The 1008-nt window shown below is 32.0% G+C and carries 1 protein-coding gene; it reads left to right on the top strand.

Going from position 1 to position 1008, the window contains the following annotated elements:
- The first annotated feature begins 61 nt into the window (after nt 1-61).
- On the top strand, nt 62-985 hold the full coding sequence (locus tag QLS31_RS16360) for an IS1595 family transposase (protein ID WP_282744721.1): 924 nt from the start codon (nt 62-64) through the stop codon (nt 983-985).
- The last annotated feature ends 23 nt before the right edge of the window (nt 986-1008 follow it).

A 1008-nucleotide genomic window follows, 5' to 3' on the forward strand; every position in this document is an offset into this window, starting at 1 on the left:
ATATGTTTATCCGTATTAACACCTAATTTTTTTGTATCTTTAAAATCTAAACAGATTTGATATGAATATTTTAGATTTTTATAAAGAGTATCCAGATGAATTGAGCTGTAAAGTCAAGTTCAAAGCGATACGAGATAAGGAAGGGATTGTTTGTAAAAAATGTAAATGCACAGAGCATTATTGGAAAAAAGACAAATGGAGTTATGAATGTAAACAATGCAAATACAGAACTTCGTTAAGATCAGGCACGGTAATGCAATCAAGCAAATTGCCATTTCAGTACTGGTTTATAGCTATGCATTTATTAACAGCCACAAAGAAAAGTTTTTCTGCAAAGGAAATGCAAAGGCAATTAAATCATAAACGATATGAACCAATTTGGCTTATGATGCACAAGATTCGGTCGGTTATGGGATTGCGAGATGATGAATATCAATTAACAGATTCTATTGAACTTGATGAAGGTTTTTTCGAAACAGTCAATAAAAACCTTTCAAAAGACGAAATAAGCAAGCGAGGAAGAGGAAGTCAAAAACAGACCACCGTTTTGGTAATGATTCAATCCAAAGAAAATAAAGGGAACAAAAATAAAAACCGTCCAGATAAGAAAGTTGGCTATTTGAAAATGAAAGTTATCCATAATTTAAAATCTGGAACGATAAACCAAAAGATAGAAACTGGAGTAGAACCAGGCGCTGACGTTGTTACAGATAATTATTCATCATACAAAAAAATAAGCGAGAGCATAAATCACACGGCACATAAAGTAGACAAAACCAATGTAAACAAAGTGTTACCTTGGGTTCATAAAGCAATAAGTAATGCCAAAAGGCTTTTGTTAGATGTACATCATCGAATTGATGATGATTTTCTGGAAAATTATCTAAATGAGTTTTGCTACAAATTCAATCGAAGATATTTTCAAGATAAAACAATGGAAAGACTAATCATTGCTGGAGTCAATCATCAATGGAATGAATTATAGGCAACTAAACGGACAAGCATATA

The sequence above is a fragment of the Flavobacterium sp. XS2P24 genome (genome assembly GCF_030010285.1).
GTDB lineage: Bacteria > Bacteroidota > Bacteroidia > Flavobacteriales > Flavobacteriaceae > Flavobacterium > Flavobacterium algoritolerans.

Bases quoted from the DNA above. Each gene is read 5' to 3' on its own strand.
- QLS31_RS16360 (WP_282744721.1), top strand. From the start codon at position 62: ATGAATATTTTAGATTTTTATAAAGAGTATCCAGATGAATTGAGCTGT.